Origin of the sequence: Streptomyces sp. BI87 (assembly GCF_025957665.1) — a bacterium.
Lineage (GTDB): Bacteria > Actinomycetota > Actinomycetes > Streptomycetales > Streptomycetaceae > Streptomyces > Streptomyces albidoflavus.
The window spans coordinates 5,878,005-5,902,453 of sequence record NZ_CP110079.1 but is presented as its reverse complement, the minus strand read 5'-3'; the positions used below and the strand labels follow the sequence as shown (position 1 = coordinate 5,902,453).

The 24,449-nt window shown below is 73.5% G+C and carries 26 protein-coding genes; 6 read left to right on the top strand and 20 right to left on the bottom strand.

What is annotated here, in order from left to right; all coding sequences use genetic code 11:
* Positions 1 to 43: 43 nt before the first annotated feature.
* The 6 genes from OIM89_RS26350 to OIM89_RS26325 all read right to left on the bottom strand — a co-directional run bounded on the left by OIM89_RS26350 (position 44) and on the right by OIM89_RS26325 (position 5,481).
* Complete coding sequence (locus tag OIM89_RS26350) at positions 44 to 682, bottom strand: GNAT family N-acetyltransferase (protein ID WP_008412485.1); 639 nt, start codon at positions 680 to 682, stop codon at positions 44 to 46.
* 134 nt (positions 683 to 816) lie between these two features.
* Entirely contained in the window at positions 817 to 1,650 is an 834-nt protein-coding gene (locus OIM89_RS26345) for a MetQ/NlpA family ABC transporter substrate-binding protein (RefSeq protein WP_047469573.1), read from the bottom strand.
* A gap of 36 nt (positions 1,651 to 1,686) precedes the next feature.
* On the bottom strand, positions 1,687 to 2,520 hold the full coding sequence (locus OIM89_RS26340) for a MetQ/NlpA family ABC transporter substrate-binding protein (RefSeq protein WP_030695491.1): 834 nt from the start codon (positions 2,518 to 2,520) through the stop codon (positions 1,687 to 1,689).
* A gap of 78 nt (positions 2,521 to 2,598) precedes the next feature.
* Positions 2,599 to 3,357: a methionine ABC transporter permease gene (locus OIM89_RS26335; RefSeq protein ID WP_030695492.1), complete on the bottom strand. Its 759-nt coding sequence runs from the start codon at positions 3,355 to 3,357 to the stop codon at positions 2,599 to 2,601.
* Positions 3,354 to 4,430: a methionine ABC transporter ATP-binding protein gene (locus OIM89_RS26330; protein WP_030695493.1), complete on the bottom strand. Its 1,077-nt coding sequence runs from the start codon at positions 4,428 to 4,430 to the stop codon at positions 3,354 to 3,356. The genes OIM89_RS26335 and OIM89_RS26330 overlap by 4 nt, the downstream gene beginning before the upstream one ends.
* 403 nt (positions 4,431 to 4,833) lie before the next feature.
* Positions 4,834 to 5,481: an HAD-IA family hydrolase gene (locus tag OIM89_RS26325; protein ID WP_030695494.1), complete on the bottom strand. Its 648-nt coding sequence runs from the start codon at positions 5,479 to 5,481 to the stop codon at positions 4,834 to 4,836.
* A gap of 94 nt (positions 5,482 to 5,575) precedes the next feature.
* Here OIM89_RS26325 and OIM89_RS26320 point away from each other — a divergent pair, with 94 nt between their 5' ends.
* On the top strand, positions 5,576 to 5,935 hold the full coding sequence (locus OIM89_RS26320; RefSeq protein WP_047469567.1) for a hypothetical protein: 360 nt from the start codon (positions 5,576 to 5,578) through the stop codon (positions 5,933 to 5,935).
* Between the two features lie 2 nt (positions 5,936 to 5,937).
* Positions 5,938 to 6,381 carry a membrane protein gene (locus OIM89_RS26315; protein WP_030695495.1) on the top strand — a complete coding sequence of 148 codons (444 nt, stop codon included), beginning with the start codon at positions 5,938 to 5,940 and terminating at the stop codon, positions 6,379 to 6,381.
* Positions 6,382 to 6,461: 80 nt separating this feature from the next.
* Here the strand turns inward: OIM89_RS26315 and OIM89_RS26310 are convergent, their stop codons facing one another.
* The 3 genes from OIM89_RS26310 to OIM89_RS26300 form a co-directional block, all read right to left on the bottom strand.
* Complete coding sequence (locus tag OIM89_RS26310; RefSeq protein WP_030695496.1) at positions 6,462 to 6,965, bottom strand: GNAT family N-acetyltransferase; 504 nt, start codon at positions 6,963 to 6,965, stop codon at positions 6,462 to 6,464.
* A gap of 37 nt (positions 6,966 to 7,002) precedes the next feature.
* The gene (locus OIM89_RS26305) at positions 7,003 to 7,554 is read right to left on the bottom strand and encodes an RNA polymerase sigma factor (RefSeq protein WP_030695497.1); all 552 of its coding nucleotides are present in this window, start codon (positions 7,552 to 7,554) and stop codon (positions 7,003 to 7,005) included.
* A gap of 134 nt (positions 7,555 to 7,688) precedes the next feature.
* Entirely contained in the window at positions 7,689 to 8,870 is a 1,182-nt protein-coding gene (locus OIM89_RS26300) for a glycerophosphodiester phosphodiesterase (RefSeq protein WP_030695498.1), read from the bottom strand.
* A 311-nt stretch (positions 8,871 to 9,181) separates the two neighbouring features.
* Here OIM89_RS26300 and OIM89_RS26295 point away from each other — a divergent pair, with 311 nt between their 5' ends.
* Positions 9,182 to 9,835 (top strand): lysophospholipid acyltransferase family protein, encoded by a 654-nt coding sequence (locus OIM89_RS26295; RefSeq protein ID WP_413747423.1) that lies wholly within the window; start codon positions 9,182 to 9,184, stop codon positions 9,833 to 9,835.
* A gap of 79 nt (positions 9,836 to 9,914) precedes the next feature.
* On the opposite strand, the gene OIM89_RS26290 is transcribed toward OIM89_RS26295, so the two are convergent.
* Both OIM89_RS26290 and OIM89_RS26285 read right to left on the bottom strand, forming a co-directional pair.
* On the bottom strand, positions 9,915 to 11,447 hold the full coding sequence (locus OIM89_RS26290) for an MFS transporter (protein ID WP_264491811.1): 1,533 nt from the start codon (positions 11,445 to 11,447) through the stop codon (positions 9,915 to 9,917).
* 13 nt (positions 11,448 to 11,460) lie between these two features.
* Positions 11,461 to 12,009, bottom strand: a complete 549-nt coding sequence (locus OIM89_RS26285; protein WP_030695500.1) for a TetR/AcrR family transcriptional regulator — start codon at positions 12,007 to 12,009, stop codon at positions 11,461 to 11,463.
* A gap of 141 nt (positions 12,010 to 12,150) precedes the next feature.
* Between OIM89_RS26285 and OIM89_RS26280 the strand changes: the two genes are divergently transcribed.
* Positions 12,151 to 12,660, top strand: a complete 510-nt coding sequence (locus tag OIM89_RS26280) for an HAD domain-containing protein (RefSeq protein ID WP_030695501.1) — start codon at positions 12,151 to 12,153, stop codon at positions 12,658 to 12,660.
* A 9-nt stretch (positions 12,661 to 12,669) separates the two neighbouring features.
* On the opposite strand, the gene OIM89_RS26275 is transcribed toward OIM89_RS26280, so the two are convergent.
* A complete protein-coding gene (locus OIM89_RS26275) occupies positions 12,670 to 13,620 on the bottom strand; it encodes a GNAT family N-acetyltransferase (protein ID WP_257380632.1) in 951 nt (316 codons plus the stop codon).
* Between the two features lie 141 nt (positions 13,621 to 13,761).
* Positions 13,762 to 15,201, bottom strand: coding sequence for an argininosuccinate lyase (argH, locus tag OIM89_RS26270; RefSeq protein WP_047139019.1), 1,440 nt, complete (start codon positions 15,199 to 15,201; stop codon positions 13,762 to 13,764).
* A gap of 181 nt (positions 15,202 to 15,382) precedes the next feature.
* On the opposite strand from argH, the gene OIM89_RS26265 reads away from it, so the two are divergent.
* Both OIM89_RS26265 and OIM89_RS26260 read left to right on the top strand, forming a co-directional pair.
* Positions 15,383 to 16,006, top strand: a complete 624-nt coding sequence (locus OIM89_RS26265; protein WP_192831791.1) for a pyridoxamine 5'-phosphate oxidase family protein — start codon at positions 15,383 to 15,385, stop codon at positions 16,004 to 16,006.
* A gap of 93 nt (positions 16,007 to 16,099) precedes the next feature.
* Positions 16,100 to 17,104, top strand: coding sequence for a bile acid:sodium symporter family protein (locus OIM89_RS26260; RefSeq protein ID WP_264491810.1), 1,005 nt, complete (start codon positions 16,100 to 16,102; stop codon positions 17,102 to 17,104).
* Between the two features lie 61 nt (positions 17,105 to 17,165).
* On the opposite strand, the gene OIM89_RS26255 is transcribed toward OIM89_RS26260, so the two are convergent.
* From OIM89_RS26255 to argB, 7 genes are all read right to left on the bottom strand, one after another.
* Positions 17,166 to 19,340: an MMPL family transporter gene (locus OIM89_RS26255; RefSeq protein WP_264491668.1), complete on the bottom strand. Its 2,175-nt coding sequence runs from the start codon at positions 19,338 to 19,340 to the stop codon at positions 17,166 to 17,168.
* A 1-nt stretch (position 19,341) separates the two neighbouring features.
* A complete protein-coding gene (locus OIM89_RS26250; RefSeq protein ID WP_030695507.1) occupies positions 19,342 to 19,605 on the bottom strand; it encodes a hypothetical protein in 264 nt (87 codons plus the stop codon).
* A 113-nt stretch (positions 19,606 to 19,718) separates the two neighbouring features.
* The gene (locus tag OIM89_RS26245) at positions 19,719 to 20,387 is read right to left on the bottom strand and encodes a response regulator (protein ID WP_030695508.1); all 669 of its coding nucleotides are present in this window, start codon (positions 20,385 to 20,387) and stop codon (positions 19,719 to 19,721) included.
* Positions 20,384 to 21,559 carry a sensor histidine kinase gene (locus OIM89_RS26240; RefSeq protein ID WP_047469550.1) on the bottom strand — a complete coding sequence of 392 codons (1,176 nt, stop codon included), beginning with the start codon at positions 21,557 to 21,559 and terminating at the stop codon, positions 20,384 to 20,386. The genes OIM89_RS26245 and OIM89_RS26240 overlap by 4 nt, the downstream gene beginning before the upstream one ends.
* 151 nt (positions 21,560 to 21,710) lie before the next feature.
* The gene (locus OIM89_RS26235; protein WP_030695510.1) at positions 21,711 to 22,244 is read right to left on the bottom strand and encodes an arginine repressor; all 534 of its coding nucleotides are present in this window, start codon (positions 22,242 to 22,244) and stop codon (positions 21,711 to 21,713) included.
* A 22-nt stretch (positions 22,245 to 22,266) separates the two neighbouring features.
* Entirely contained in the window at positions 22,267 to 23,511 is a 1,245-nt protein-coding gene (locus OIM89_RS26230; protein WP_030695511.1) for an acetylornithine transaminase, read from the bottom strand.
* Complete coding sequence (gene argB / locus OIM89_RS26225; RefSeq protein ID WP_264491667.1) at positions 23,508 to 24,407, bottom strand: acetylglutamate kinase; 900 nt, start codon at positions 24,405 to 24,407, stop codon at positions 23,508 to 23,510. The genes OIM89_RS26230 and argB overlap by 4 nt, the downstream gene beginning before the upstream one ends.
* Between the last annotated feature and the right edge of the window lie 42 nt (positions 24,408 to 24,449).

The following is a 24,449-nucleotide window of genomic DNA, read 5'->3' as shown; positions in this document are numbered from 1 at the left end:
GTGGGGGCGGGGGTACGGGGTGCGGGGTGCGCGGGGTGCGGGGTCAGTTCCAGTCGGAGTACGCCGGGTAGCCGCCGGACTCGGCGAGCTGCTCGCCGACGCCTTCGAGGTCCTCGGGGAGCAGGCTCCACACGATCAGGTCGGTGCGGAACTCGGCCCAGCTGCCGTCCTCGGTGCGGGTCCGCGCTATCCGGGCGCCGCGCAGCACGCCCTCGCTGATGCAGCCGGTCTTCTGGGCGACCTGCTGGGCGGCGGTGTTCCCGGCGGCGGTGCGCATCTCCAGGCGTTCGAAGCGCTGGTCGCCGAAGAGCCACTGGGCGAGGGCGACGACGGCCTCGCAGGCGTACCCCTCGCCGCGGGCCCAGGGGGCGACGACGCAGGAGAGTTCGGCGGAGCGGACGCGGCGGTCGACGTGGCGCAGGTGGACGGTGCCGACCAGGCGCTGGGTGAGGAACTCGGTGACGGCCAGGACGATGCCGCGCCCGCGCAGCCGCTCGGCGGGGGCGGCCCGGGTGATCCAGTCGTGGGCGTCGCCCTCGGTGTAGGGGTGCGGGGCGGTGGTCCAGGCGGTGACCAGTTCGTCGTTCATCATCTCGGTGAACGGGGGGATGTCCGCCACTTCCAGGGGGCGCAGCACCAGCCGTTCGGTGCTGAGGGAGATGTCCGGGAAGGTGGTTGTCATGCGCCGCTCTCCGTAACCTTCTTGGCCTGGCCGAGTGCCCAGCATGCAGCATCACGGCACTCGGCCGCACCACGGGGTCGCGCTCCCTTCGCGGAGAGCGGAGTGCCGTGGTGCGGCCGGTGGGTGAGGGTGGGTCAGCCGGCGGTGGCCGGGATGACGGAGCCCTTGTAGGTGTCCTCGATGAACTTCTTCACCTCGGGCGAGGTGAGCAGCTCGGCGAGCTTCTTGACCCGCGGGTCGTTCTCGTTGCCCTTCTTGACGGCGAGGACGTTGTTGTACGGGTTGTCCTTCGCCTTCTCCAGGAGGATGGCGTCCTCGCGGGGGCTGAGGCCGGCGTCGAGGGCGAAGTTGTTGTTGATCGCGGCGGCGTCGACGTCGCTGAGGGAACGCGGGAGCTGGGCGGGGTCCAGCTCCTTGATGGTGAGGTTCTTGGGGTTCTTCGCGATGTCGGAGGGGCTGGCGTCGGCGCCGGCACCCTTCTTCAGCTCGATGAGCCCCTCCTCGGCGAGGAGGTTGAGGGCGCGGCCCTCGTTGGTGACGTCGTTGGGCACCGCGACGGTGGCGCCCTTTTGGAGGTCGGCGATGTCCTTGACCTTCTCGGAGTAGACGCCGGTCGGCGGCAGGTAGATCTCGTCCAGTGCGACCAGCTCGGTGCCCTTGGACTGGTTGAACTCGTCCAGGTAGGGCTGGTGCTGGTACAGGTTGGCGTCGAGGGTCCCCTCCTGGAGGGCGGTGTTCGGCAGGACGTAGTCCGTGAACTCCTTGACGTCCAGGTCGAGCCCGGCGTCCTTCGCCAGGTTCTGCTTCACGTACGCGAGGATCTCCCCGGCCGGGGTGGGGGTGGCTCCGACGACCAGGGGGCCTTCGGCGCCGGACGCGTCGTCCGAGCCGGGGCCCGAGCCGCACGCGGTGAGGGTCAGGCCCAGGGTGAGGGCGCCCGCCGCGGCGGTGAGCAGGGTCTTGCGCATGGTGCTTCTCTCGCTCTCTCGTGACCGCTGCGGGGCTCAGAAGGCCGGCAGGACGGAGCCCTTGAACTCGTCCTCGATGAACTTCTTCACCTCGGGCGAGTTGAGCAGCTCGGCGAGCTTCTTGACGCGCGGGTCGTTCTCCTCGCCCTCCTTGACCACCAGGAGGTTGGCGTACGGGTTGCCCTCGGCCTTCTCCAGGATCAGGGAGTCGTCCTTGGGGCTGAGGTCGGCCTCGACGGCGTAGTTGCCGTTGACGATCGCGGCGTCCACGTCGTCCAGGGAGCGCGGCACCTGCGCGGCCTCCAGTTCCTTGAACTGGAGGTCCTTCGGGTTCTTCGCGATGTCCTTGGGGGTCGCGGCCTCGCCGGCGCCCTTCTTCAGCTCGATGATGCCCTCGTCGGCCAGGAGCTGGAGGGCGCGCGCCTCGTTGGTGGTGTCGTTGGGCAGGGCGACGGTGGCGCCCTTCTTCAGGTCGTCGGCGCTCTCGATCTTGTTGGAGTAGAGGCCGAGCGGCTCCAGGTGGACCGGGACCACCGACGTGAGCTGGGTGCCGTTCTTCTTCTGGAAGTCGTCCAGGTAGGGCTGGTGCTGGAAGAAGTTGGCGTCGACCGAGCCGTCCTCGGTGGCGGTGTTCGGCAGGACGTAGTCCGTGAACTCCTTGACGTCCAGCTCGAGCCCGGCGTCCTTGGCCAGGTTCTGCTTGACGTAGTCGAGGATGACGGCGTGCGGGGTCGGGCTGGCCGCGACGGTCAGCGGACCGCCCTTGTCGCCGCCGGCCGAGTCGGACTCGGAGCCGCCGCAGGCGGAGAGGCCGAGGGCGAGGGCGCCGGTGGCGAGGAAAGCGGTGGTGATCTTCAGGTTCTTACGCACGACAAGTGCCTCTTTCAGGGTGTCGGCCTCGCCCTTAGAACAAGGGGTCACAGGCCGGGGACGGGGTGGTGCGGTGGGTCAGGAAGCCTTGGTGAGTTCCGGTTCGGTGCCGGTCTGCGTCGTGGCGGCCGGGGTGCGGTCGCGCAGGAGGCGCAGCTTGGGGGCGGCGCCGGAGCGGCCGCCCCGGCGGTGCAGGCCCCGGGCGGCGAAGTCGCCCGCGAACTGGATGAGGGAGATGACGACGGCCAGGACGGCGACGGTGATCCACATCAGGCCGGACTCGAAGCGCTGGTAGCCGTAGCGGATGGCGATGTCGCCGAGGCCGCCGGCGCCGACGGTGCCGGCCATCGCGGAGTAGCCGATGAGGGTCACGATCGTGGTGGTGACACCGGCGATCATCGACGGCAGGGACTCGGGGACCAGGACCTTGCGGACCACGGTCCAGGTCGAGCCGCCCATCGACTGGACCGCCTCGACCAGGCCGGAGTCGACCTCGCGTACGGAGGTCTCCACGAGCCGGGCGAAGAACGGGATGGCGCCGATGGCCAGCGGCACGATGGCGGCCTCGCGGCCGATGGTGGTGCCGGTGAGCCAGCGGGTGAAGCCCATCAGCGCGACCATCAGGATGATGAACGGCATCGATCGGGCGATGTTCACGATCTGCCCGATGACCTTGTTGGCCACCGAGTTCTGGAGCAGCCCGCCCCGGTCGGTGAGGACCAGCAGGATGCCCAGCGGCAGGCCGAGCAGGACGGCGATGACGGTGGACCAGCCGACCATGTACAGCGTGTCCCAGCTCGCCTGCTCCAGCAGGGGCTGCATCTCGGACCAGGTCACTTGGCACCTTCCTTCACCAGCGCGGGGGCGGCATCGGCGACCGCGTCGGCGGCGTCCGCCGCGTCCGCCGCGTCCGCCGCGTTCTCGACGTGCAGACCCTGCTCGCGCAGGAAGCCGATCGGCACGACGTTGTCCTCGTAGCGGCCGGGCAGTTCGATCCGCATCCGGCCGACCTGGCGTCCGGCCACGGTGTCCATGGCGGCGCCGAGGATCGAGATGTCGATGTTGTACGTACGGGAGAGCTGCGAGATGACCGGCCGGGAGGTCGACTCACCGAGGAAGGTGACGTCGAGGACGGTCCGCTCGGGGTCCCCGGACTCGCCGCTCACCGGGAAGAGGGCGGAGGCGAGCTGCGAGCCGGGGGTGGCCAGCAGTTCGGGGACGGTGCCGGACTCGATGATCCGGCCCCGCTCCATCAGCGCGGCCGAGTCGCAGATGGACTTGACCACGTCCATCTCGTGGGTGATGAGCAGCACGGTCAGCCCGAGCTGCTGCCCGAGGTCGCGGAGCAGCTGGAGGATGGAGCGGGTGGTCTCCGGGTCGAGGGCGCTGGTGGCCTCGTCGGAGAGGAGCACCTTCGGGTCGCCGGCCAGGGCGCGGGCGATGCCGACGCGCTGCTTCTGCCCGCCGGAGAGCTGCGCCGGGTACGCCTTGGCCTTGTCGGCGAGGCCGACCAGGTCGAGGAGTTCGAGCGCCTTGCGGGAGCGGGCGGCACCGGAGTGGCCCAGGATCTCCAGCGGCAGCTCGATGTTGTCCTGCACGGTGCGGGTCGACAGCAGGTTGAAGTGCTGGAAGACCATGCCGATGCGGCTGCGGGCGCGGCGCAGTTCGCGGCCGGCGCGGTTGCCGCGCCCGGCGAGCGCGGTGAGGTCGGTGCCGTCGACCGTGACCGTCCCGGAGGTGGGGCGCTCCAGGAGGTTGATGCAGCGGATGAGGGAGGATTTGCCGGCGCCGCTCTGGCCGATGACGCCGTACACCTCGCCCTCGCGCACCGTGAGGTCGACGTCGTCGACGGCGGTGACCTCGCGGCCGCGGGTGCGGTAGGTCTTGGTCAGTCCCGATGTGGTGATCACAGGGGTATCCATCACTGTCGAGTGCGCGGCGGCGCGTACGCCGGACGCGGGGGCATTCGTGGGGAACGCGGCACGGTCCGGGGCGCGGCGAAGACCGCGGGGAACCGTGTCCGGGTGGGGTGGGCGCGTGCGGTGTCCGGCCCGCTACGGGGCCTGGAACAGGCGTGGCGCCTCAGCCGTCTCGCTTCGGGGCGCGAGAGATGCGGCAGGGGCCCTCAGAAGGCGCGCATTCGGCGGGTGCGCAGACAACGAGCACCGGGCGTGGTGATCGCCTCGGTCGCGGGTACGCGGTTGCTCGTCGTGGTCATGCGGACCAGTAAAGCAGAAGAGCGGACCGGCACGGTCACGGCTGTCCGCATGCCGGACAGCCGTGGACAGCGCGCGGACCGCCAAGCGGAGTCCGTCAGTCCGCTATGAGGATTTCCAGCGAACCCCCGTTGACCTGCACGGACACCGCCGTCAGGTCGCTCACCACGGCGTCGGCCGTCAGCTCGGCGGCAGGGTGCGATGTGGTCAAGGCCACGGTCCGCATGCCCGCCGCCCGGCCGGAGGCGAGCCCGGCCGGGGCGTCCTCGAAGACCACGCACCGTTCGGGCGCGACGCCGAGGCGGGCGGCGGCCAGCAGGAAGGGCTCGGGGTCGGGCTTGCCCCGGGTGATGTCGTCGGCGGCGACCACGGTGGCCGGGTGGATGCCGACGGCGGCCAGCCTGGCCTCGGCGAGGCGGCGGCTGGCGGAGGTGACCACGGCCCACCGGCCGGCGGCGAGCGAGCCGAGCAGGGCGAGGGCGCCGGGGACCGGCTCGACCCCCTCGGCCACCGCCTCGACCTCCAGGTCCTCGATCCGGGCGACGGCGGCGGGCACCCCGGCGGCCGGTATGAGGTCGGCGACGATCTCGGCGGACGGCCTGCCGTGCATCGGGACCCCGGCGAAGTCGGCGGCGGTCAGCCCCGCCTCCTCGGCCCAGCGGGTCCAGCACCGCAGCGCGGAGTCCACGGAGGAGACCAGGGTTCCGTCGTTGTCGAACAGCAGGGCATCGGCTTCGATCATCATGGTGCCCGACTGTACGACCGGCGGCCGCGGGGGCGGGCCTCGCGGGGGTGGGCCGCCGACGGCGGGTGAAATGGCCCGTAATAGGGTTCGCCGCATGCTGGATGCCCTGACGATCGCGACCGCGGTCTGCGCGCTGCTGCTCGCCGCCTGGTGCGGTGTGGCGTTCGCACGCCACGAGCCGACCAAGGACTGGCACTTCATCGGCATGGCCGTGGTGTCGCTGCTGGCCGTCGCGCAGCTGGCGGTCGGTGTGGTGCAGCTGGCCCGGGGCCAGTCGCCGGAACAGGGCACCGTGCTCTTCGTCTCGTACCTGCTGGGCGCCGCCGCCTGTGTCCCGGCCGCCGGCTTCATGTCGCTGGCCGAGCGCACCCGCTGGGGCTCGATGACGGTCCTGGCCGGCGGCGTGGTCCTCGCCGTCCTCCAAGTACGGCTCTACGACATCTGGGGAGGCTGAGGATGAGCGAGACGCGACAGGTCCCGGAGCCCGCCGGCGAGGCGGCGGCCGCGGAGCCCCGCCGCAAGCTGGTCACGGGCCCCGGCACGCTGCTGGTCTGGGTCTACGGCGTCATGGTGGTCGGCGCGGTCTCGCGCTCGGCCTACCAGATCGCCACCGAGTTCGACCGGGCCCCGCTGGCGTACACGCTCTCGGCGGTGGCCGCCGTGGTGTACGCCTTCATCACCTACACGCTGGTCCGCGGCGGCGAGCGCGCCCGGGTGGCGGCGCTGGTCTGCTGCGCGGTGGAGCTGGTCGGTGTGGTGCTGGTCGGCATCTGGACGCTGGCCGACCCCTCGGCCTTCCCGGACTCCACGGTCTGGTCGGAGTTCGGCCGGGGCTACCTCTTCATCCCGGTGATCCTGCCGGTGACCGGCATCCTGTGGCTGCGGCGCCCGCGCGCCTGACCCCCTGCGCACCTGCGCCGGGCGGCCCGTCTCCTCACCGGAGGCGGGCCGTCCGCGTGTCCGGGGCGGCCCGGCGGCCGTCAGGCGCTGGCGGCGTACTCCTGCCCGGTCGGCGCGGTCTTCTCCAGCACGATCTGCTGGACGCCGTCGACCGTGGTGTCCCCCACCGCCGCGTATCCGGCGCGCCGGTAGAGGCGGAGGTTGAGGTCGCTGCGGTGGCCGGTGTGGAGCCTCAGCAGGCTGGCGCCGCGCTCGGTGGTCAGGGCCCGCTCCACGGCGAGCAGCAGCCGCGCGCCGAGGCCGTGCCGCTGGAGACGGGGATGGACGCAGAGTTTGCCGATCCGCGCGGTGCCGTCCTCGCCGACCGTGCCGGTGACGGCGCCGACCACCTCGTCGCCGAGGCGGGCCACGAAGACGCAGTCCCGGCCCACCGAGGCCCGGACCGAGTCGAGGGACTCCACCAGCGCCTCGATGCGGTAGTTGCCGTACCGCTCGGCCTCGCTCTGGAAGCACAGGTACTGCAGCCGGAAGATCTGCTCGGCGTCGCTCTCCCGCGCCGCAGCGACGATCACACTCATGCCCATGTGCGCATGCCTCTCGCTCACCTGTTCCGCCGGTTGTCTATCGCTCCATTCCCCCCGGGCCAGGAGCTCCAACCTCCGTCGCGAGCATTCTGCGCAGGCATCCCAGGCAACGGGAACGTTCCGGCCCCACGCTGCCCTGTGAGATACCCAACGTTCCTGCGATTTCGCGGTACGTGAGATCGCGCCCGGAGAGCAGGGCGGCGACCAGAGTGCGGCAGCGCGGGGTGAGCGCGTCGACCGCCCGGCGGAACTCGGCGGCGGCCTCCCGGCTCAGGAACCGGCTCTCGGGGCAGCCGCCGGGCCCGGTGGCCAGCGGGCGGGGCCGCCGCGGCCCGGCCGCCTCGCGCCGCAGGGCTCCCAGGGCCGCCCGCGCCTCGCTGCGGACGGCGGCGAGCAGCCCGGGGCGCGGGTCGGCGGGCGGACCCTGGGCCTTGGCCCGTTCCAGCAGCCGCAGCCAGGCGGCCTGTTCGAGATCGGCGGCGTCCAGTCCGGTCAGGGCGGCCTCCGCGGCCGCCGCCCGGGCCAGCGGCGGCCGGAGCGCGGTGTAGGCGTCGCGGGTGAGCCACCCGGCGGGGTCGGTCTTCGTCATGCCCGGCGTGACGAGGCGGCCACCCGGTCGGTTGCTGCGGGCGGCCGCCTGTCACCCCGTCCGGTGACACCCGGCGTACGCCGGTGGACAGGCGGGGGGCGCGTACCGCCTCGTGGGCGGCGCGGAGGTGCGGGTCAGCGCCGCCGGTGCTCGGCGGCGGCGAGCAGCGCGGTGTCGCACTGGTCGGAGAAGATGCCGTCGATCCCGGTCTCGAAGTAGGCCCGGAAGGCGCCGAAGGCGTCGCCGTAGGCGTTGGGGTCGGTGCCCCGGCGGAACTCCGCGGGCAGGAACTGGTTCTCGTTGCGCATCGTGTACGGGTGCAGGATCAGCCCCTTGGCGTGCGCGTCGGCGACCAGCGTCGAGGGTGTGCCGAGGCTGCCGTCGGCGCGGCGCGGGATGACCAGGTCGAGGGTGGGGCCGATCCCCTTGGCGTACCGGGCGATCTCCTTGAGCCCGGCCGGGGTGATGAGGTCGGCGACGGTGCGCGGGTCGCCGGAGTCGACGAAGTCCCAGGGGCGGGTGTTGGCGCCGGAGAGCAGCACGACACCGGGGGTGGCGACGAGCCGGTGGAGCCTCTGGATGCTGGTCGGCTCGAAGGACTGGACGAAGAGGGGCGAGGTGGCGCGGTCGCGGCGGTACTTGCGCAGCAGGCGGGCCAGCGGCTCCTCCAGGCCCAGGCCGAGGGAGCGGAAGTAGGTGGGGTGCTTGGTCTCCACGTGGAGCCAGACGGGCGCGCCGCGCTCCTTGCCCGCCTTGTCGGCCCAGCGCAGCACCTCCTCGAACGTGGGCACGGACCACCGGCCGTTGTAGAGGGTGCTGTGCTGCCGGGTCCCGGGGATGCGCTCGGTGGCGCGCAGCGTCTTCAATTCGGCGAGGGTGAAGTCCTCGGTGAACCAGCCGGTGAGCTTCACCCCGTCGATGGACTTGGTGGCCTTGCGGCCGGCGAACTCGGGGCGGTCGGCGACGTCGGTGGTGCCGGTGATGTCGTTCTCGTGACGGCATACGAGATGGCCGTCCTTGGTGGGCACCAGGTCCTGCTCGACGATGTGGGCACCCATGTCGAGGGCGAGCTGATAGGCACCGAGGGTGTGTTCGGGCCGGTAGCCGCTGGCGCCGCGGTGGGCGATGACGGTCGGGTACGGCAGGTCGCGGAAGGAGCCGGGGCGTTTCCTCGCGGCCGCCTCGGCGGTCCCCGCGGCCTGCGCGGCCTGCGGAAGGCCGAGGGCGAGGCCCGCGGCGGAGGCGACGGTGGCACCGAGCAGGGCGCGGCGCGGGGCGCCGGCGGCGGGGGGCTGTCCGGAGGAGGACTTCGGCATGGAGCGACTCCGTTTCACTGGGTGTCCCGAACCTGTCAAAGCGGCTCGATCGTAGGGGCGCTCCGCTTGCCTGCGGGAGACCTTGGGCCGAACGGCGGACCAACACAGGTCAACACTGCGTATCGGGTTCATCAACCCGATGTGCGCACCGCGGCGAACCGCGAGTATCGTCCTCACCTGCGTGGTTCCGTGCCGGGTGACCGCCCGGACCGCCGCGCCGGGCCCCGCCGCCCCCGGGTGACGGCGGGCGTTCGCGCCGACCTGCCAGCCAACCCGAGCCATCGGAGGGCCACTTGTCCAGCCTCGCGTTCATGAGGGCCACCCTCGGCCCCGTCCTGCGCCTGATGTTCCGGCCGCAGGTGGAGGGGGCGGAGAACATTCCCGGCACCGGGCCGGTCATTCTGGCCGGAAACCACCTCACCTTCATCGACTCGCTGATCCTTCCGATCTGCTGCGAGCGGCCGGTCTACTTCATCGGCAAGGACGAGTACGTGACGGGCAAGGGGATCAAGGGCCGGGCGATGGCCTGGTTCTTCCGGGGCGCGGGGATGATCCCGGTGGACCGCGACGGCGGACGCGGCGGCGTGGCGGCGCTGATGACGGGCCGCCGGGTGCTGGAGGAGGGCAAGGTCTTCTCCATCTACCCGGAGGGCACCCGCTCCCCCGACGGCCGCCTCTACCGGGGGCGTACCGGCATCGCCCGCCTCACCCTGATGACCGGCGCGCCCGTGGTGCCGTTCGCCGTCATCGGTACCGACAAGATCCAGCCGGGCGGCAAGGGCATGCCGCGCCCCGGCAAGGTCACCGTGCGCTTCGGCGAGCCGATGGAGTTCTCCCGCTACGACGGCATGGACCGCGACCGCTACGTCCTGCGCGCCGTCACCGACTCGGTGATGACCGAGGTCATGCGGCTCTCCGGCCAGGAGTACGTGGACATGTACGCCACCAAGGCGAAGGCGGCCTGACCCGCCGGCAGGCAGACGTGCGAGAGGGCCCCGCTGCGGCAGCGGGGCCCTCTCACGTGTTTCCCGGGAACTGTTCCGGTCAGTGGTGCGCGGCCGCGGCCCCGTCCTCCAGCCGCTGGCCGCGCAGCAGGAACCAGGCGGCCACGGCGGTGGCGACCAGGACCACGCAGCCGATCGACGAGGCGGTGTGCAGCCCGTCGACGAAGGCCCGCTGGGCGGCGGCGACCAGTTCGGCCCCGGTCTGCGCCGGCAGCTCGGAGGCTGCCTCGACGGCACCGCCCAGCGACTCGTGGGCGGCGTCGGCGACCGGCCCCGGCGTCCCCTCGGGGACCGGGAAGCCGCGGTAGACGCCGGTGACGATGGAGCCGAGCAGGGCGATGCCGAGGGCGGCGCCCAGTTCGTAGGCGGTCTCCGAGACGGCCGAGGCCGAACCGGCCTGTTCCTTGGGCACGGAGGAGAGGATCACGTCGGCGGTGACGGTGAAGGCGAGGCCCGCGCCGACGCCGACCACCAGCAGGATCGCGCCGAGCAGCGGATAGCTGGTGTTCTGGCCGACCAGGGTGATGGCCCCCAGCGCGAGGCCGATCGCGGCGAGCCCGCCGGAGACCGCCGCCCGCACCGAGAAGCGGCGCGCGGCCCGTCCCGCGAGCAGACCGGCGACGACGGCGCCGATCGCCGCCGGAAGTTCGGCGAGCCCGGCCTCCAGCGGCCGCCTGCCCTGGACGAGCTGGAGGTACTGGGAGAGGAAGAAGACCAGCCCGGCCAGGCCCAGGATGGTCAGCAGGTCGGCGAGGACCGCCGCCGAGAAGCCCCGGTTGCGGAAGAGGTGCATGTCCAGCAGCGGCGACTTCAGGGTCAGCTGGCGGCGGACGAACCAGGCCAGGGTGGCGACACCGGCCACGGCGGCCGCGCCGGCACCCCACGAGGCGCCGTGCACCGCGCCTTCCTTGATCGCGTAGACGACGGCGATGATGCCGATCAGGGAGAGGCCGACGCTGGCCAGGTCCCAGGGGCCGGGGGCGGGGTTCTTCGACTCGGGGAGCAGCCTGACGCCGACGACCACCAGGACGGCCATCACCGGCAGGTTGATGAGGAAGACCGAGCCCCACCAGAAGTGCTCCAGCAGGAACCCGCCGACGACCGGGCCGACGGCGGCACCGGCGGAGGCGGCCGCGCCCCAGATGCCGATGGCGACGCTGCGTTCGCGGGCGTCGTGGAAGATGTTCCGGATCAACGCCAGCGTGGAGGGCATCAGGGTGGCACCGGCGACGCCGAGCAGGGCGCGGGCCACGATCATCAGCTCGGGCGAGGTGGCGTAGGCGTTGAGGACCGAAACCAGGCCGAAGGCGGTGGCGCCGGTGAGCAGCAGCTTCTTGCGGCCGATGCGGTCGCCGAGGCTGCCCATGGAGACCAGCAGGCCGGCGATGACGAAGGAGTAGACGTCGCCGATCCACAGCAGCTGGGTACCGGTGGGCTTGAGGTCCTCGCTGAGGAAGGGGGTGGCGAGGCCGAGCACGGTGGCGTCGACGGCCACCAGCAGGACGGCGAGGACCAGGACGGAGAGGGCGATCCACCGGCCGGGCCGGCTCAGCTCCTCGTCCTTCGTCGGCAGGGAGAAGGGGCGGTCATGCGGTCACGCTCCGGCGCGCTCCGCCGAGCAGCAGCTCGGCCATGAGGTAGGTGAAGTCGTTGGCGGCGACGCGGCCCTGCTGGACCGCGAAGACCGCGGCGCCCAGGAGGCCGTAGAGCGCCTCGGTCAGCCAGGCGGCGGGCAGGTCGATGCGGAACTCGCCGCGCTCCTGGCCCTGTCGGAAGAAGGCGGCGATCCGGGCGTCGAGCCGGTCCCAGCCCTCGTGGACGTCCTCCTGGAAGAGCTGGGCCTCGTTGACGAGGAAGCCGTAGAGCTGGGCGCCGGGCTCCAGGGCGGCGATGAGCCGCCGCAGGCCCTCCTCGGAGCTGCCCTCGTCGAGCCGGGCGGCGTCCATGGCGGCGCCGAACTCGGCGATGCCCCGCTCCTCCAGCGCGCGGACGAGGGCGTCCCGCCCGGCGAAGTGCCGGTGCAGGGTCGCCCGGCCCACGCCGGCGGCCCGGGCCACCTCGTCCATGGGGGCGCCGGGTTTGCGGGAGAGCAGCGCGGCAGCGGCACGCAGCATCTGGTCACGATCGACAGCCATGGGACAACAGTAGCCCATGTGAGACAGCTCCGTCTCATTGTGGCGGTGGCCGTCTCACCGCGCGGGCGTACGACACGCCGGGCGGCGAGCACACCCGGGCCTCGTCCGGCCTCCCCCGGGCCGAACGGGCACCCTGGGGTGATGAAGCCGCTGCTCTTCCTCGACGTGGACGGGCCCCTCAACCCGTACGGGGCCCTCAGCGCGCCCGCGCCGCCGGAGGGCTTCCACCCGCACCGGATGCGCCCGGCGGGCTGGAGCTGGCCCGAACCGCTGACGGTGCTCCTCGACCCGGACCACGGCACGCGGCTGCGCGCGCTCCAGCGCCACTACGAGCTGGTCTGGGCGACGACCTGGGAGGACGAGGCCAACGCCTGGATCGCCCCGGTGCTCGGCCTGCCGCCGCTGCCCTACGTCGACTTCCCCGCCCCGGCCGTGCCGGGACCGGCGGGGACCTTCTGGAAGACCCGCCGCCTGCTCGCCTACGCCGACGCCCGCCGGTTCGCGTGGGTGGACGACGACCTCACGGAGGCCGACGAGCTGTGGGCCCGGCGCCACCACCCGGCGCCCGCGCTGCTGCTGCCGATCGACCGGAGCGTGGGCCTGCGGGAGGCCGACTTCGACCGGCTGGAGCAGTGGGCGGACGCGGGCTGACCCCTCGGGTCAGCGTGCGGGCAGGCTCAGTTCGAACTGGCCGATGGTCGCGGTGACCGCCATTCCGGCGCGGGCATACAGGTGGTGGGCGCCGGTCGGGCTCTCGCTGTCCACGTCGAGGCCGACGGTGGTGGCGCCCCGGTCCGCGAAGCGCGCGAAGGCGGCCAGCAGCAGGGCCTTGCCGAGGCCGGTCCGGCGCGCCTCGCGGGCGACGGCGAGCTGGCAGACCTCGCCGGAGGGCGCGTCCTGGACGGTGGTCAGGTCGCAGACGGCGACGCCGACGATCCGCCCGGCGCGCTCGGCGAGGACCCACAGGGCGGGGTCGGTCCGCTCGTGGACCAGGTCGGCGCTCCACCGCTCGAAGGTGCGGCCCACCCCCTCGTACCGGTCGGCGAACGCCTCCTCCGCGCAGGCGTGGACGCGGCGCAGCTCCTCGGGGGTGCCGTCGCAGGGGCGGACGGTGACGCCCTCGGGCCACCGGGGCGCGGGCAGCGGGCCGGCCAGGGGGCGGCGCATCCGCTGGTGGACGCGGACGAGGCGGTAGCCGCGGGCGCGGAGCATCCGGTCGGCGGCGCCGTCCAGCATCACGTAGTGGAGGAGGGTGGCCGGGGAGCCCGCGTGGGGCGCGGTGGCGGCCAGCTCGCGGGCCCGGTCGCCGGACCAGTCGATCAGGGCGGCGCCGATCCCGGTGCCGAGGTGGCCGGGGCGGGTGTAGCCGTCGGCGTGCAGCCGGCCGGGGCGCACCTCGTCGACCTGGGCGTACCCGGCGAGGGTGCCGTCGGGGGCGGTGGCCACCCGGGCGTCGCGGGCCAGGTCCAGCCGGGACCAGACGGCCCGGAACTCGGCCGGGGTGCGGGCACCCGCCATCGGGTCCTGGCTCCGCTCGGCCTCGTGGACCAGGGCCGCGACCTGCTCCGCCTCCTCGGCCCCGGGTGCCCTGGTGCCGTACCCCTCGCGCATCGCGCCGCCTCCCCGCCTGCGCGCGGACCGGTGCCCGCGCGTCGGGGCATCTCAGCAGTTCAGGACGGAGACGGGCAAGATCTTTTCGCGCGTGGACCCCGTACCGGCGCGCCGGTACGGGGTCCACGGGGGCGGTACGGGTCAGCTGCCGGCCGGCTGCTTCGCCTCGGCCCAGGCGTGCTGGACGACCAGGTCGGCCTTGACCTCGACCAGCTGGGCGGCGACGGCGGAGGGCGCGGTGCCGCCGCGCCCGCTGCGGGAGGCGAGGGCGCCGGGAACGTTCAGGACGGTGCGGACCTCGGGGGTCAGGTGCTCGGAGATCTTGGCGAACTGCTCGTCGGTGAGCTGGTCCAGTTCGATCCCCTCGGCCTCGCAGACCTTGACGCACTCGCCGGCCACCTCGTGGGCGACCCGGAACGGCACACCCTGGCGGACCAGCCACTCGGCGATGTCGGTGGCGAGCGAGAACCCGGCGGGCGCCAGCTCCTCCATGCGCTCGCGGTGGACGGTGAGCGTGGCCATCATGCCGGTGAAGGCGGGCAGCAGGATCTCCAGCTGGTCGACGGAGTCGAAGACCGGCTCCTTGTCCTCCTGGAGGTCCCGGTTGTACGCCAGCGGGAGCGCCTTGAGGGTGGCGAGCAGGCCGGTGAGGTTGCCGATGAGGCGGCCGGACTTGCCCCGGGCCAGCTCCGCGATGTCCGGGTTCTTCTTCTGCGGCATGATCGAGGAGCCGGTGGAGAAGGCGTCGTGGAGGGTGACGAAGGAGAACTCCTTCGTGTTCCAGAGGATGACCTCCTCGGCGATCCGGGAGAGGTTGACCCCCACCATCGCGGTGATGAAGGCGAACTCGGCGACGAAGTCGCGGGAGGCCGTGCCGTCGATGGAGTTGCCCGAGGAGCCGCGCTCGAAGCCGAGGTCCTTGGCGACCGCCTGCGGGTCGAGGCCGAGCGAGGAGCCGGCCAGCGCGCCCGAGCCGTACGGCGAGACGGCGGTGCGGGTGTCCCACTGGCGCAGCCGCTCGGCGTCCCGGGAGAGCGACTGGACGTGGGCGAGGACGTGGTGGGCGAAGAGCACCGGCTGGGCGTGCTGGAGGTGGGTGCGGCCGGGCATGGCCACGTCCGGGTGAGCCTCGGCGAGGCCGACCAGCGCGTCCTGGAGTTCGGCGAGGAGGCCGCCGATGATCCGGGCGTGGTCGCGCAGGTACATCCGGAAGAGGGTGGCGACCTGGTCGTTGCGGGAGCGTCCGGCGCGCAGCTTGCCACCGAGGTCGGGGCCGAGCCGCTCCAGCAGGCCGCGCTCCAGGGCGGTGTGGACGTCCTCGTCGGCGATGGTGCCGGTGAACGAGCCGTCGGCGACGTCCGCCTCCAGCTGGTCGAGGCCGGCCAGCATCCGGGTCAGCTCGTCCTCGGTGAGCAGCCCGGCGGTGTGCAGCACGCGGGCGTGGGCGCGGGAGCCCGCGATGTCGTACGGGGCGAGCCGCCAGTCGAAGTGGACCGAGGCGGAGAGCTTGGCCAGCGCCTCGGCGGGGCCGTCCGCGAACCGGCCGCCCCAGAGGCGGACGTCACCGTTGTTGCTGCTCACTGCTGTACTCGCTTCCTCGCACGGGACGGAGTGGGTGTGCTGGTGGCGCGGGCCGCCGGGCGAGACTCCCCCTACGGTGCACACCGATAGGCATAACTATGCACCCCACCGTATGATTCGTCAAAACATGACGCTCCCGTGACCCGAAAACCCCTGCCAGAGCAGCACGGGGGAGCGAATAATGGACCGCATGGGTAAGGAATACGCACGCGTCGAAGGCCGTCTCCGCACCTTCATCGAGGCCCAGCCGGTGTTCTTCACGGCCAGCGCCCCGCTCGCCGCAGACGGCACCGTCAACCTCTCCCCCAAGGGCGTCAGCGGCTCCTTCACCGTGCTCGACCCGCTCACCCTGGCCTACCTGGACTTCGCCGGCAGCCACTCCGAGACCATCGCCCACCTCCGCGAGAACGGCCGCATCACGCTGATGTGGTGCGCCTTCCAGGGGCCGCCCACCATCGTGCGGGTGCACGGCAGGGGCGAACCGGTCTTCCGCGACGACCCGCGCTTCGAGGACCTGGTCGCCCGCTTCCCCGGCGTCGACCCCGTCCCGCACGGGCTGCGCGCCGTGATCGTGGTGCACGCCGAGACGATCCGCGACTCCTGCGGCTACGCGGTGCCCTTCATGGCGTACGAGTCCGACCGGGACCTGCACGCCAAGCGGTTCTCCCGGGAGGACGACGCCTCACTCGGCGCGTACTTCGCCCAGAAGGAGCACATCCGCACCAGCATGGACGGGCTGCCGGGGCTGCCGCTGCCCCTGCCGCCGCGCACCGGCCCGGCCGTAGCCGGGGCCGAGGAGGGATGAGGACGCCCAGGGTAGATGTAGTGACCACATGACGAGACGCGCTTGCGGTGCCCGGCCGCCGGGCGTTGCATCGCGGGCGTGCAGTCCGAACAGATGACCCCCCGCAGCGGCGCCGACGACGGCGCCAAGGACCGCGCGGCCCGCCGCGCCGTCACGCTCTTCCCGCTCCTCGTGCTCGCCGCCGGGGCCCTCGGCCTCGCCACCCCCTCACTCTTCGCCGGGTGGACCGGCGGCGTGCCGTACCTGCTCGGCTGCGTGATGTTCTGCATGGGCCTGACCATGACGCCGCTGGACTTCCAGGGCGTGGTGAAGCGGCCGTGGGCGGTGGCGCTCGGTCTGGTCGCGCACTACGTCATCATGCCGGGGCTCGGCTGGCTCGTCGCCCACGCCCTCTCCCTGCCGCCGGCGCTGGCGGCGGGCGTGATCCTGGTCGGCTGCGCGCCCAGCGGCACCGCCTCCAACGTCGTCACCTACCTCGCCCGGGGCGACGTGGCCCTCTCCGTCTCGGTCGCCACCGTCTCGACCGTGCTGGCCCCGCTCATCACCCCGCCGCTCACCCTGCTGCTGGCCGGCGAGTACCTGCCGGTGGACGCGGGCGCGATGGTCGGCGACATCCTCAGGACCGTGCTGCTGCCGGTGATCGCCGGTGTCCTGGTCCGCCTGGTCGCCGGCCGGTACGTCGACCGGGTGCTGCCCGCCATGCCGTGGCTCTCCTCGCTCGCCATCGCCGCCATCGTCGCGGCGGTGGTCTCCGGCAGCGCCGACGCCATCAAGTCGGCCGCGCTCACCGTGATCCTCGCGGTGGTCCTCCACAACGGCCTGAGGCTCGCCCTCGGTTACGGCGCGGGCCGCCTCTTCGGCCTCGGCGCCCCCGCCAGCCGCGCCATGTCCTTCGAGGTCGGCATGCAGAACTCCGGTCTCGCCGCCTCCCTGGCCACCGCCCACTTCTCCCCGATGGCCGCCCTGCCCGCCGCCGTCTTCTCCGTCTGGCACAACGTCTCCGGCGCCCTGGTCGCGGCCTGGATGGCCCACCGGGCCCGCCGCACCGACGCCCTGGAGGCGGCCGCCTCGGCCGACAGGACGGCACCGGCCGCCTGATCCCGGTCGGCACGTACGAGGGGCCCGCACCTCCCCCGTGGTGCGGGCCCCTCCGTCCTGCTCAGCCGGCCCCCGCCCCCGACCGGGGCAGTACACGGGCGAGCGGCCCGGGCAGCCACCAGGCGCGGGCGCCCAGCAGCCGCATCACCGCCGGGACGATCAGGCAGCGGATCACCACCGCGTCCAGCAGGACCGCCACCGCGAGGGCGAGGCCGAACTGCTGGAGCATCCGGCTCGGGCTCAGCACGAAGGCGGCGAAGACCACGATCATGATGGCGGCGGCCGCCGTGATCACCTTGCCGGTGGCGGCCAGCCCCTCCCCCACCGCGAGCCGCGCGTCCCCGGTGCGCAGCCACGCCTCCCGCATCCGGGAGACGAGGAAGACCTCGTAGTCCATGGAGAGGCCGAAGACGATCGCGAAGACCATCACGGGGATGAACGCCTCCACCGGCCCGCCGCTCGCCCCGAACCAGCCGTTGTGGAACACCAGCGTGATGACGCCGAGCGCCGCCGAGATGGAGAGCAGGTTGAGGACGGCCGCCTTCAGCGGGACGAGCAGCGAGCGGAAGACGGCGAGCAGCAGCAGGGTGGAGAGCCCCACCACCACGGCGACGAAGAGCGGCATCCGCGCGGAGACCGAGTCGGCGAAGTCCAGGGCGGCAGCGGTCGGTCCGCCCACCAGGTACCGCGCTCCGGTCTCGTCGGCGAGCGGCGCCAACACCTCGGCGCGCAGGTCGCGCACCAGCTGCGCGGTGGCCTCGTCCTGCGGCCCGGCCTCCGGGAAGGCCAGCACGGTGGCGACCGCCCCGTCCCCGGCGGGGAACGGGCCCTGGACCGCCGCCACGCCCTCCGCCCCGCCGAGCGCCGTGGCCAGTTCCTTCCCCGGGGCGGCGTCGCCGCCCTCCGCGACGACCACCAGCGGCCCGTTGAACCCGGGCCCGAACCCTTCAGCCGTCAGGTCGTACGCGGTACGGCTGCTCGACCCGGCCTGGTCGGTCCCGGCGTCGGCGAAGCCGAGCCGCATCCCGAGCACCGGCGCCGAGAGCGCCACCAGCACGGCGACCCCGGCGAGCAGCACGGGCAGCGGGCGGCGCCCGACGGCGGTGGCGAGGGCGGCCCAGCGCCCGCCGTCCGCCGGGTCCGCGCCTCCCTCCCCGCGCCTGGCGCGCCGCTCCGCCTCCCGGGCCCGGATCTGCCGCTCGATCCGGGCTCCGGCGAGGGCGAGCAGGGCGGGCAGCAGGGTGACCGAGGCCGCCATCGTGACCAGCACGGTCAGCGCGACCGCGAGGGCGACGCCCTGGAGGGCACCCAGATCGAGGACGACCAGGCCGAGCAGGGCGATGATGACGGTGCAGCCGGCGAAGAGGACGGTCCGACCGGCCACCTCCATGGCCCGTACGGCGGCGTGGTGCCGGTCGGCTCCGGCCAGCAGTTCGGTGCGGTAGCGGTGGAAGATCAGCAGGGCGTAGTCGACGCCCACGCCGAGGCCGACCAGCATCATCACCGGCGGGGTGAAGTCGGCGACGGTGAAGAGGTGCGCGGCGAGCCCGATCAGCCCGAGCGCGCCACCGACCGCGAAGACGGCGGTGACCAGGGGGACGGCGGCCGCGACCAGCGAGCCGAAGAAGAGGACCAGGATGACGAGGGCGGCGAGCATCCCCGCGCCCTCGGCGGCCCCGCCGCCCGCCTCCTCGGCGCCCCGGGTGGCCTCGCCGCCGACGGCGGTCACCAGCCCGTCGCCACCGGCCTCACGGACGGTGTCCAGCAGCCGGGTCAGGTCCTCGGCGGCGAGCGGGTCGCCCCCGTCGTCGAGGGCCACGGTGGCGTAGCCGATCGTGCCGTCCCGGGAGACCGCACCCCCCTCGGACCAGGGAGCCTGTACGGAGTCGACCGAGGGCAGGCCCTTCACCTGGTCGAGGAGGGCGGTGACCCGGTCCCGGTCGGCGTCGAGTCCGTCCGCGTTCTTCAGCAGGACGCGGGCCGTACGGCCCTCCGGCTCGACGCCGTGTGCGGCGAGGAGGTCGGCGGCGGCCTGGGAGTCGGTGCCGGGAAGGGTGTGGTCGTTGCGGTAGCCGTCCCCGGCCACCTGGGCACCGGCGGTGAGGACGGCGACCAGGACCAGCCAGAGCAGCAGCGCGGTCTTCCGGTGCCGCATCGACCCGGCGGCGATCCGGCCGAGGCGTCCGGGGGGCGGGGTCGCGGTGGAGGAGGACGGGGCGGCTTCGGTGCGTGCCATCTCAGCGGCCCCCTTCCGGGCGCGGTCCGCCGGAGCGTCCGGCGCGGCGGAGTCCGGCCAAGGCCCCGGCGAGGGCGCAGAGCAGCACGGCGGTGACGAGGGCGAGCCGCGGCAGGCCGCCGCCGCCCACGTCGAGGGGTTCGCCGAGAGCCAGGCTGACCAGGACGGCGGCGGCTTCGGTGAGCAGGAATCCCGCGGCGCCCCCGACGAGGAAGCCCGTCGCGGCGGCCGGTGCCCTGCCCGGTGTCGAGGTGTGTGGTGTCATGCCGCCGAGCCTGGGACGTGGGTCACCCGCCGCGCGTCCGCCCGGAGTTGTCGGCCGGCTACTCCCCCGGGCGTCCCCGGGCGACGCCCGGCGTACGCCCGGGGGGCTTGCGCTCAGCCGCCGAGCCACCCCGGCGACACCAGCCCCGACTCGTAGGCGAGCACGACGAGTTGCGAACGGTCGCGGACGGCGAGTTTGGTCATGACGCGGCTGACGTGGGTCTTGGCGGTGGCCGGGCTGACGACGAGGGTGGCGGCGATCCGGTCGTTGGTGAGGCCGGCGGCGACCAGGCGCAGCACCTCGCGTTCGCGGTCGGTGAGGGCGTTCAGCCGGGGGTCGGGCGGGGGCGGGGCGACGCGGCCGGCGAACTCGGCGATGAGGCGCCGGGTGACCGAGGGGCTGATCAGTGCGTCACCCCGGGCGGCGACGCGGAGGGCGTGGGCCAGTTCCTCGGGTTCGGTGTCCTTGACGAGGAAGCCGGTAACGCCCTCGCGCAGCGCCCGGTAGACGTACTCGTCCAGGTCGAAGGTGGTGAGGATGACGACGCGGACCGCCTCCAGGCGCGGGTCGGCGGTGATGCGGCGGGCCGCTTCCAGGCCGTCGGTGCCGGGCATCCGGATGTCCATGAGGACGACGTCGGGCCGGAGCGCGCGGGCGGCGGCGACGGCCTCCTCCCCGTCGGCGGCCTCGCCGACCACCTCGATGCCCTCCTCGTCCTCCAGGATCGAGCGGAATCCGGCGCGGACGAGCCGCTGGTCGTCGGCGAGCAGCACCGTGATCATCGGCGGGGTCCCTCCGTGGCGGTCGTACGGGCGAGCGGCAGGGTGGCGCGGACGGTGAAGCCGCCACCTGGGGCGGGTCCGGCGGTGAGGTCGCCGCCGAGGGCGCGGGCGCGCTCGCGCATCCCGGTGATGCCCGATCCGGGCGGGCCGGTGCGCGCGGGGTCGGCGGCCGGGCCGCGCCCGTCGTCGGTGACGGTGACGGCGAGGCGGCCGTCCTCGCCGTCGAGGTGGATGTCGGCGCGGGTGGCGCGGGCGTGCCGGGCGACGTTGGTCAGCGACTCCTGCACGATGCGGTACGCGGCGAGGTCCGCCTCGACCGGGAGCGGCCCGGTGTGGCCCGTGCGGTGGACGGTGACGGCCAGGCCGGCGGCGCCGGCCGCGTCAGTGAGTTCGCCGATGCGGTCGAGGCCGGGGGCGGGCGCGGTCGGCGCGGCCTCACCGGCCTCGCGCAGCACGCCGAGGGTGGCCCGGAGTTCGCGCAGGGCCTCGCGGCTGGCGTCCTTGACGGCGCCGAGCGCCTCGGTGGCCTGGTCCGCTCCGGCGGCGGGGTCCTTGGTGAGGCGGCGCAGGGCGGCGGTGGACTGGACGTTGATGAGGGAGAGGTGATGGCCGACCACGTCGTGGAGTTCGCGGGCGATGCGCAGCCGCTCCCGGGTGGCGGCCCGCTCCTCGGTCTCCCGGGCGCGGGCGAGGTGGCTGTGGCGGAGCCCGCCGAGGGTGATCATGGCGACGAACCAGCCGGTGAGCATGAACAGGGCGACCTGGTTGACGTCGCCGTTGCCCCGGAAGGTGCCGAGCGCGGTCCCGATGAGGCAGAGGGCGGCGATGACCACGGCGGCGTGCAGCCGCCCGGCGGCGGCCACCAGGAAGAGGGCCACCACCACGGCGAGCAGCAGCGGCCCGTCGTAGGCGCTGGTCACGTAGTAGACGGCGGTGACGAGGGCGGCGACCGAGGCGGCGGCCACCGGGCGGCGGGAGCTGAAGTACAGGGCGCCGCAGGCCACCGCGATCAGCACCCAGTTGGCGGAGGTGACCGCCCAGGGCTCCTCGCGGGCACCGATCAGGGAGCGCAGGGTGCCGAGGCCGACCACCAGGAAGAGCCCCGAGGCCAGGGCGGCGTCGGCGGCGCGGCCTCGCGGGAGCCGGAGGCGGCTCCGGGCTGGGGAGGGCATGCGGCCAGCGTAGGACGCGCGGCCCGTCCCGTCCTCGGCCGCGGGGGCGAACCGGGCGGGCCGTCGCTACCTCCGGTGGGGTACGGCCCGGTCGACCGCTGGGGTACGCGTCCGCCCGCCCCCGGTGCGGGAGCGGGCGGGCGCGCGGGGCTCAGTGGTCGTTCTGGGCGAGCCGCAGCAGGTGCGCGGCGAGGGCCTGCCCGCCCTCGGGGTCCCGGCTGATGAGCATCAACGTGTCATCGCCCGCGATGGTGCCCAGCACGTCGTGGAGTTCGGCCTGGTCGATGGCGGAGGCGAGGAACTGGGCGGCGCCCGGCGGGGTCCGCAGCACCACCAGGTTGGCCGAGGCCTCGGCGGAGATCAGCAGCTCGCCGGAGAGCCGCCGCATCCGCTCCTCCTTGGCGGACTCGCCGAGCGGGGCGCGCGGTGTGCGGAAGCCGCCCTCGCTCGGCACGGCGTAGATCAGGTCCCCCTCGGCGTTGCGGATCTTGACGGCGTTCAGCTCGTCGAGGTCCCGGGAGAGGGTGGCCTGGGTGACGCTCAGTCCGTCGTCGGCCAGGAGCTTGGCCAACTGGCTCTGGGAGCGCACCGGTTGCCGGTTGAGGATGTCCACGATCCGGCGGTGGCGGGCGGTGCGGGTCTGCGGCACCGCCTGGGCGCTCTCGTTCTCGTGCGCCTGGCTCATCGTCGTCGTCCCGTTCTGCGGCTCATCGTTCCCCCTGGTCGGTGGTGCGAGCGGTCTCCCGCGCGGTGTCGAGGACGCCGGGCAGGGCCCGCAGGAAGGTGTCCGCCTCCTCGTCGGTGAACACCAGCGGCGGCATCAGCCGTACGACGTCGGGGGCGGGCGCGTTGACCAGCAGGCCGGCGTCCTGGGCCGCTTGCTGGACGGTGGGTGCGAGCGGCTCGGTGAGCACGATACCCAGCAGCAGGCCCGCACCGCGGACGTGGCCGACCAGCGGGTGGCCGAGCCCCTCGATTCCGGCGCGCAGCCGCTCGCCGACCCGTTTCACCTGGTCGAGGAGGCCGTCGGCGGCGATGGTGGAGAGGACGGCGAGCCCGGCGGCGCAGGCGACGGGGTTGCCGCCGAAGGTGGTGCCGTGCTGGCCGGGACGGAGCAGGTCGGCGGCGGGGCCGAAGGCGACGGTGGCCCCGATGGGCAGGCCGCCGCCGAGCCCCTTGGCGAGGGTGACGACATCGGGGTCGACGCCCTCGTGGGCCTGGTGCTCGAACCAGTGGCCGGTGCGGCCGATGCCGGTCTGCACCTCGTCCAGGACGAGGAGGGTGCCGGTGGCGCGGGTGATCTCGCGGGCCTCCCTGAGGTAGCCGGCGGGCGGGACGACCACGCCGTTCTCCCCCTGGATCGGCTCCAGGAAGACGGCGGCGGTCTCCTCGGTGACGGCGGCGCGCAGGGCGCCGGCGTCCCCGTACGGCACGTGGGTGACCTCGCCGGGCAGCGGCAGGAAGGGGGCCTGCTTGGCGGGCTGGCCGGTGAGGGCGAGGGCGCCCATGGTGCGGCCGTGGAAGCCGCCCTCGGTGGCCACCATGTGGGTGCGGCCGGTGAGCCGCCCGATCTTGAAGGCGGCCTCGTTTGCCTCGGCGCCGGAGTTGGCGAAGAAGACGCGGCCGGGGCGGCCGAACAGGCGGAGCAGTTCCTCGGCGAGGGCGACGGGCGGCTCGGCGGTGAAGAGGTTGGAGACGTGGCCCAGGGAGGCGATCTGGCGGCTGACCGCCTCGACGACGGCGGGGTGGCCGTGGCCGAGGGCGTTGACGGCGATGCCGCCGACCAGGTCGAGGTAGGTGGCGCCCTCGGCGTCGGTGAGGACGGCGCCCTCGCCGTGGACCAGGGGCAGCCGGGGGGTGCCGTAGTTGTCCATCAGGGCGCCCTGCCAGCGCGAGGTGAGCGCGGCGTTGCCGCCGGGCTCGGCGGCGGGGGCGGGCGGGGTGGCGGTCACGTGAGTTCCTCCTGGTCCGGGACGACCATGGTGCCGATGCCTTCGTCGGTGAAGATCTCCAGCAGGATGGAGTGCTGGACCCGTCCGTCGATGACGCGGGCGGTGGTGACGCCGTTGCGTACGGCGTGCAGGCACCCCTCCATCTTGGGGACCATGCCGCTGGCCAGGTCGGGCAGGAGCTTCTCCAGCTCGGTGGCGGTGAGGCGGCTGATCACCTCGTCGCTGTGCGGCCAGTCCTCGTACAGCCCCTCGACGTCGGTGAGGACCATGAGCGTCTCGGCGTCGAGCGCGGCGGCCAGGGCGGCGGCCGCGGTGTCGGCGTTGACGTTGTAGACGTGGTCGTCGTCGGCGCTGCGGGCGATGGAGGAGACGACGGGGATGCGGCCGTTCTCCAGCAGGACCTCGATGGCGCCGGTGTCGATCTCGGTGATCTGGCCGACCCGGCCGATGTCGACCAGCTCGCCCTCGATGCGCGGCTGGTGCTTGGTGGCGGTGATGGTGTGCGCGTCCTCGCCGGTGAGGCCGACGGCGAGCGGGCCGTGCTGGTTGAGCAGGCCGACCAGCTCCCGCTGGACCTGGCCGGCGAGGACCATCCGTACGACGTCCATCGCCTCGGGCGTGGTGACGCGCAGCCCGGCCTTGAACTCGCTGACCAGGCCCTGCCGGTCGAGCTGGGCGTTGATCTGCGGGCCGCCGCCGTGCACGACGACCGGCTTGAGGCCGGCGTGGCGCAGGAAGACGACGTCCTGGGCGAAGGCGGCCTTCAGCTCCTCGTTGATCATGGCGTTGCCGCCGAACTTGATGACGACGGTCTTGCCGTGGTGCCGGGTGAGCCAGGGCAGCGCCTCCACGAGGATCTGCGCCTTGGGCAGGGCGGTGTGCTTGCGGGTGCTCATGGGTGCGGGCGTCCTTCGGGTCCGGGTCGGCCGGGCGGGCCG

What these genes read in the sequence shown, in the direction of transcription:
- OIM89_RS26250 (WP_030695507.1), bottom strand. Translation starts at nt 19,605, where the DNA reads ATGACACCACACACCTCGACACCGGGCAGGGCACCGGCCGCCGCGACG.
- OIM89_RS26325 (WP_030695494.1), bottom strand. Translation starts at nt 5,481, where the DNA reads ATGATGATCGAAGCCGATGCCCTGCTGTTCGACAACGACGGAACCCTG.
- argB (WP_264491667.1), bottom strand. Translation starts at nt 24,407, where the DNA reads ATGAGCACCCGCAAGCACACCGCCCTGCCCAAGGCGCAGATCCTCGTG.
- OIM89_RS26350 (WP_008412485.1), bottom strand. Translation starts at nt 682, where the DNA reads ATGACAACCACCTTCCCGGACATCTCCCTCAGCACCGAACGGCTGGTG.
- OIM89_RS26300 (WP_030695498.1), bottom strand. Translation starts at nt 8,870, where the DNA reads ATGCCGAAGTCCTCCTCCGGACAGCCCCCCGCCGCCGGCGCCCCGCGC.
- OIM89_RS26305 (WP_030695497.1), bottom strand. Translation starts at nt 7,554, where the DNA reads ATGACGAAGACCGACCCCGCCGGGTGGCTCACCCGCGACGCCTACACC.
- OIM89_RS26265 (WP_192831791.1), top strand. Translation starts at nt 15,383, where the DNA reads ATGGACCGCATGGGTAAGGAATACGCACGCGTCGAAGGCCGTCTCCGC.
- OIM89_RS26275 (WP_257380632.1), bottom strand. Translation starts at nt 13,620, where the DNA reads ATGCGCGAGGGGTACGGCACCAGGGCACCCGGGGCCGAGGAGGCGGAG.
- OIM89_RS26255 (WP_264491668.1), bottom strand. Translation starts at nt 19,340, where the DNA reads ATGGCACGCACCGAAGCCGCCCCGTCCTCCTCCACCGCGACCCCGCCC.
- OIM89_RS26315 (WP_030695495.1), top strand. Translation starts at nt 5,938, where the DNA reads ATGAGCGAGACGCGACAGGTCCCGGAGCCCGCCGGCGAGGCGGCGGCC.
- OIM89_RS26295 (WP_413747423.1), top strand. Translation starts at nt 9,182, where the DNA reads ATGAGGGCCACCCTCGGCCCCGTCCTGCGCCTGATGTTCCGGCCGCAG.
- OIM89_RS26260 (WP_264491810.1), top strand. Translation starts at nt 16,100, where the DNA reads ATGACCCCCCGCAGCGGCGCCGACGACGGCGCCAAGGACCGCGCGGCC.
- OIM89_RS26320 (WP_047469567.1), top strand. Translation starts at nt 5,576, where the DNA reads ATGCTGGATGCCCTGACGATCGCGACCGCGGTCTGCGCGCTGCTGCTC.
- OIM89_RS26245 (WP_030695508.1), bottom strand. Translation starts at nt 20,387, where the DNA reads ATGATCACGGTGCTGCTCGCCGACGACCAGCGGCTCGTCCGCGCCGGA.
- OIM89_RS26235 (WP_030695510.1), bottom strand. Translation starts at nt 22,244, where the DNA reads ATGAGCCAGGCGCACGAGAACGAGAGCGCCCAGGCGGTGCCGCAGACC.
- OIM89_RS26280 (WP_030695501.1), top strand. Translation starts at nt 12,151, where the DNA reads ATGAAGCCGCTGCTCTTCCTCGACGTGGACGGGCCCCTCAACCCGTAC.
- OIM89_RS26310 (WP_030695496.1), bottom strand. Translation starts at nt 6,965, where the DNA reads ATGGGCATGAGTGTGATCGTCGCTGCGGCGCGGGAGAGCGACGCCGAG.
- OIM89_RS26345 (WP_047469573.1), bottom strand. Translation starts at nt 1,650, where the DNA reads ATGCGCAAGACCCTGCTCACCGCCGCGGCGGGCGCCCTCACCCTGGGC.
- OIM89_RS26285 (WP_030695500.1), bottom strand. Translation starts at nt 12,009, where the DNA reads ATGGCTGTCGATCGTGACCAGATGCTGCGTGCCGCTGCCGCGCTGCTC.
- OIM89_RS26240 (WP_047469550.1), bottom strand. Translation starts at nt 21,559, where the DNA reads ATGCCCTCCCCAGCCCGGAGCCGCCTCCGGCTCCCGCGAGGCCGCGCC.